At 58.6% G+C, this 5392-nt stretch carries 3 rRNA genes; all 3 read left to right on the top strand.

Annotated features, from left to right (window positions below):
• Positions 1-96: 96 nt before the first annotated feature.
• A 16S ribosomal RNA gene (locus ACYVOF_RS20165) occupies positions 97-1612 on the top strand.
• 402 nt (positions 1613-2014) lie between these two features.
• Positions 2015-5158 (top strand): 23S ribosomal RNA (locus tag ACYVOF_RS20170).
• A gap of 127 nt (positions 5159-5285) precedes the next feature.
• Positions 5286-5392, top strand: a 5S ribosomal RNA gene (gene rrf, locus ACYVOF_RS20175); the annotation flags it as partial.

The raw sequence follows: 5392 nt of genomic DNA on the forward strand, positions 1-5392 counted from the left end.
GCACCTGGCTGACCGTCTTTGGTGGTTGGTCGGGTGTTGTTTGATGTCAGTGAGTTTTTTCTTGCTGGGTCAACCTTGTGTTGATATGCAGTAAATTCAACGGAGAGTTTGATCCTGGCTCAGGACGAACGCTGGCGGCGTGCTTAACACATGCAAGTCGAGCGGTAAGGCCCTTCGGGGTACACGAGCGGCGAACGGGTGAGTAACACGTGGGTGACCTGCCTCGCACTCTGGGATAAGCCCGGGAAACTGGGTCTAATACCGGATATGACTCCGCGTCGCATGGCGTGGGGTGGAAAGCTTTCGTGGTGCGAGATGGGCCCGCGGCCTATCAGCTTGTTGGTGGGGTAACGGCCTACCAAGGCGACGACGGGTAGCCGGCCTGAGAGGGCGATCGGCCACACTGGGACTGAGACACGGCCCAGACTCCTACGGGAGGCAGCAGTGGGGAATATTGCACAATGGGCGGAAGCCTGATGCAGCGACGCCGCGTGAGGGATGACGGCCTTCGGGTTGTAAACCTCTTTCAGTACCGACGAAGCGCAAGTGACGGTAGGTACAGAAGAAGCACCGGCCAACTACGTGCCAGCAGCCGCGGTAATACGTAGGGTGCAAGCGTTGTCCGGAATTACTGGGCGTAAAGAGCTCGTAGGCGGTTTGTCACGTCGACTGTGAAATCCCATGGCTCAACTGTGGGCGTGCAGTCGATACGGGCAGACTTGAGTACTGCAGGGGAGACTGGAATTCCTGGTGTAGCGGTGAAATGCGCAGATATCAGGAGGAACACCGGTGGCGAAGGCGGGTCTCTGGGCAGTAACTGACGCTGAGGAGCGAAAGCATGGGTAGCGAACAGGATTAGATACCCTGGTAGTCCATGCCGTAAACGGTGGGCGCTAGGTGTGGGTTTCCTTCCACGGGATCCGTGCCGTAGCTAACGCATTAAGCGCCCCGCCTGGGGAGTACGGCCGCAAGGCTAAAACTCAAAGGAATTGACGGGGGCCCGCACAAGCGGCGGAGCATGTGGATTAATTCGATGCAACGCGAAGAACCTTACCTGGGTTTGACATGCACCGGACAGCTGCAGAGATGTGGTTTCCGCAAGGTCGGTGTACAGGTGGTGCATGGCTGTCGTCAGCTCGTGTCGTGAGATGTTGGGTTAAGTCCCGCAACGAGCGCAACCCTTGTCCTGTGTTGCCAGCACGTAATGGTGGGGACTCGCAGGAGACTGCCGGGGTCAACTCGGAGGAAGGTGGGGACGACGTCAAGTCATCATGCCCCTTATGTCCAGGGCTTCACACATGCTACAATGGCCGGTACAGAGGGCTGCCAAGCCGTGAGGTGGAGCGAATCCCTTAAAGCCGGTCTCAGTTCGGATCGGGGTCTGCAACTCGACCCCGTGAAGTCGGAGTCGCTAGTAATCGCAGATCAGCAACGCTGCGGTGAATACGTTCCCGGGCCTTGTACACACCGCCCGTCACGTCACGAAAGTCGGTAACACCCGAAGCCGGTGGCCCAACCCTTGTGGAGGGAGCCGTCGAAGGTGGGATCGGCGATTGGGACGAAGTCGTAACAAGGTAGCCGTACCGGAAGGTGCGGCTGGATCACCTCCTTTCTAAGGAGCTTTGCAGCGACCACCGGATCACTCCTTGCCCGTTGGGGTGGGGGTGGGTGGTTCTGGCCTCGTTCGCCACCGTTCGTGTGGCGCGGGGTTGCTCATGGGTGGAACGCTGACACCTCCTCTCACCGATGCTGTCCTCCTGTGTGGGGGTGGTGGTGGGGGGTATGTCGACACGCTGTTGGGTCCTGAGAGAACACACCGTCCCCGAGCTCGTGGGGGACACGGGGTGTGTTTGTCTCTGGGTGCGGGCATCACCTGCTCACACAACTGCCGGCCCCGGGTCAGTCCGGGGAGCGGAGTGTGGTGTGCAGCGACGAGGTGGTGCTTCGTGTGTTGTTTGAGAACTGCACAGTGGACGCGAGCATCTTTGTTTCATGTTTTTGTCGAGATGTTGTGTTGTAAGTGTGTAAGAGCGCACGGTGGATGCCTTGGCACCAGGAGCCGATGAAGGACGTAGGAGGCTGCGATAAGCCTCGGGGAGCTGTCAACCGAGCTGAGATCCGAGGGTGTCCGAATGGGGAAACCCAGCCGCAGTGATGTGCGGTTACCCGCGCCTGAATATATAGGGCGTGTGGAGGGAACGTGGGGAAGTGAAACATCTCAGTACCCACAGGAAGAGAAAACAACAGTGATTCCGTGAGTAGTGGCGAGCGAAAGCGGATGAGGCTAAACCATGTCTGTGCCAAGCTGGCAGGCGTTGCAGGTGTGGGGTTGTGGGGTTCGTGCGTGTCACCTCTGCCATGGTGGCCGACAGTGAGAAAACCTGGCGTTAGCGGAAGTCGTCTGGGACGGCGTGCCGGAGAGGGTGAGAGTCCCGTACGCGAAAACGGATCAGGTCTGTCGTGCACGAGTACCCGAGTAGCAGCGAGCCCGTGAAATTCGCTGTGAATCTGCCGGGACCACCCGGTAAGCCTAAATACTCCCTGGTGACCGATAGCGGACTAGTACCGTGAGGGAAAGGTGAAAAGTACCCCGGGAGGGGAGTGAAATAGTACCTGAAACCGTGCGCTTACAATCCGTCAGAGCCTGCGCACCCTCGAGGTGGTGGGTGATGGCGTGCCTTTTGAAGAATGAGCCTGCGAGTTAGTGGTGTGTGGCGAGGTTAACCCGTGAGGGGCAGCCGTAGCGAAAGCGAGTCCGAACAGGGCGATGAAGTCGCATGCTCTAGACCCGAAGCGGAGTGATCTACCCATGGCCAGGGTGAAGCGACGGTAAGACGTCGTGGAGGCCCGAACCCACTTCAGTTGAAAATGGAGGGGATGAGCTGTGGGTAGGGGTGAAAGGCCAATCAAACTCCGTGATAGCTGGTTCTCCCCGAAATGCATTTAGGTGCAGCGTCGCGTGTTTCTCACCGGAGGTAGAGCTACTGGATGGTCTAGGGGGCCCAACAGCTTACCGACACCAGCCAAACTCCGAATGCCGGTGAGTGAGAGCGCGGCAGTGAGACTGCGGGCGATAAGGTTCGTAGTCGAGAGGGAAACAGCCCAGATCACCGGCTAAGGCCCCTAAGCGTGTGCTAAGTGGGAAAGGATGTGGGGTCGCGAAGACAACCAGGAGGTTGGCTTAGAAGCAGCCACCCTTGAAAGAGTGCGTAATAGCTCACTGGTCAAGTGATCCTGCGCCGACAATGTAGCGGGGCTCAAGCACACCGCCGAAGCCGTGGCACTCACACAATGCACCCCAGGACCCTTGCGGGGGTTCTGGCAGTGGTGTGGGTGGGTAGGGGAGCGTCGTGTGGCCAGGGAAGTCCCGGAGTGATCCAGGGGTGGAGGCCACACGAGTGAGAATGCAGGCATGAGTAGCGAAAGCAGAGTGAGAAACTCTGCCGCCGAATGACCAAGGGTTCCTGGGCCAGGCTAATCCGCCCAGGGTGAGTCGGGACCTAAGGCGAGGCCGACAGGCGTAGTCGATGGACAACGGGTTGATATTCCCGTACCCGTGTGGGCGCGCCCCTGGCGAGCCCGGTGATGCTAACCATCTGAAGCCCGGCGACCGATCCCTTCGGGGTGAGGCGCCTGTGGTGGAACGTGGGACCCGATCCGGTAGTAGCCAAGCGACGGGGTGACGCAGGAAGGTAGCCAGGCCAGTCAGTGGTAACACTGGTGTAAGGGTGTAGGGCGGGGTGCAGGCAAATCCGTGCCCCATACAAGCCTGAGACCTGACGCATAGCCGAATGAGGCGAACGTGGTGATCCTATGCTGCCGAGAAAAGCCTCTAGCGAGCTCCCGCACGGCCCGTACCCCAAACCGACACAGGTGGTCAGGTAGAGAATACCAAGGCGATCGAGATAACTGTGGTTAAGGAACTCGGCAAAATACCCCCGTAACTTCGGGAGAAGGGGGACCACGTCTGGTGAACCGCCTCGCGCGGGGAGCTGGGTGTGGTCGCAGAGACCAGAGAGAAGCGACTGTTTACTAAAAACACAGGTCCGTGCGAAGTCGTAAGACGATGTATACGGACTGACGCCTGCCCGGTGCTGGAAGGTTAAGAGGACCGGTCAATCACGCAAGTGGTGAAGCTGAGAATTTAAGCCCCAGTAAACGGCGGTGGTAACTATAACCATCCTAAGGTAGCGAAATTCCTTGTCGGGTAAGTTCCGACCTGCACGAATGGCGTAACGACTTCTCTGCTGTCTCAACCACAGACTCGGCGAAATTGCACTACGAGTAAAGATGCTCGTTACGCGCGGCAGGACGGAAAGACCCCGGGACCTTCACTACAGCTTGGTATTGGTGTTCGGTTCGGCTTGTGTAGGATAGGTGGGAGACTGTGAAGCGGCCACGCCAGTGGTCGTGGAGTCATCGTTGAAATACCACTCTGGTCGAATTGGATGTCTAACTTCGGACCATGATCTGGTTCAGGGACAGTGCCTGGTGGGTAGTTTAACTGGGGCGGTTGCCTCCCAAAATGTAACGGAGGCGCCCAAAGGTTCCCTCAGCCTGGTTGGCAATCAGGTGTCGAGTGCAAGTGCACAAGGGAGCTTGACTGTGAGACGGACATGTCGAGCAGGGACGAAAGTCGGGACTAGTGATCCGGCACCGGCACGTGGAAGCGGTGTCGCTCAACGGATAAAAGGTACCCCGGGGATAACAGGCTGATCTTCCCCAAGAGTCCATATCGACGGGATGGTTTGGCACCTCGATGTCGGCTCGTCGCATCCTGGGGCCGGAGTAGGTCCCAAGGGTTGGGCTGTTCGCCCATTAAAGCGGCACGCGAGCTGGGTTTAGAACGTCGTGAGACAGTTCGGTCCCTATCCGCCGCGCGCGCAGGAAACTTGAGGAAACCTGTCCCTAGTACGAGAGGACCGGGACGGACGAACCTCTGGTGTGCCAGTTGTCCCTCCAGGGGCACGGCTGGTTGGCTACGTTCGGAAGAGATAACCGCTGAAAGCATCTAAGCGGGAAGCTCGTTCCAAGATGAGGTTTCCCACCACCACCGCGTGGGTAAGGCCCCCCACAGACCATGGGGTTGATAGGCCAGAACTGGAAGCACCGCAAGGTGTGCAGGTGACTGGTACTAATAGGCCGAGGACTTACCACACACCCAAACATCTGTGGCAAGACCAAAAGCAATGACACGCAGCGTCCACTGTGCAGTATCTGAGACAACACACCACCCAACCCCGCAACCACGGGTACAGGTTGCTGGTGTGACAGTTTCACAGAGTTACGGCGGTCATAGCGGAGGGGAAACGCCCGGTCCCATCCCGAACCCGGAAGCTAAGCCCTCCAGCGCCGATGGTACTGCACCCGCCAGGGTGTGGGAGAGTAGGAC

It is taken from the genome of Rhodococcus aerolatus (assembly GCF_054783215.1).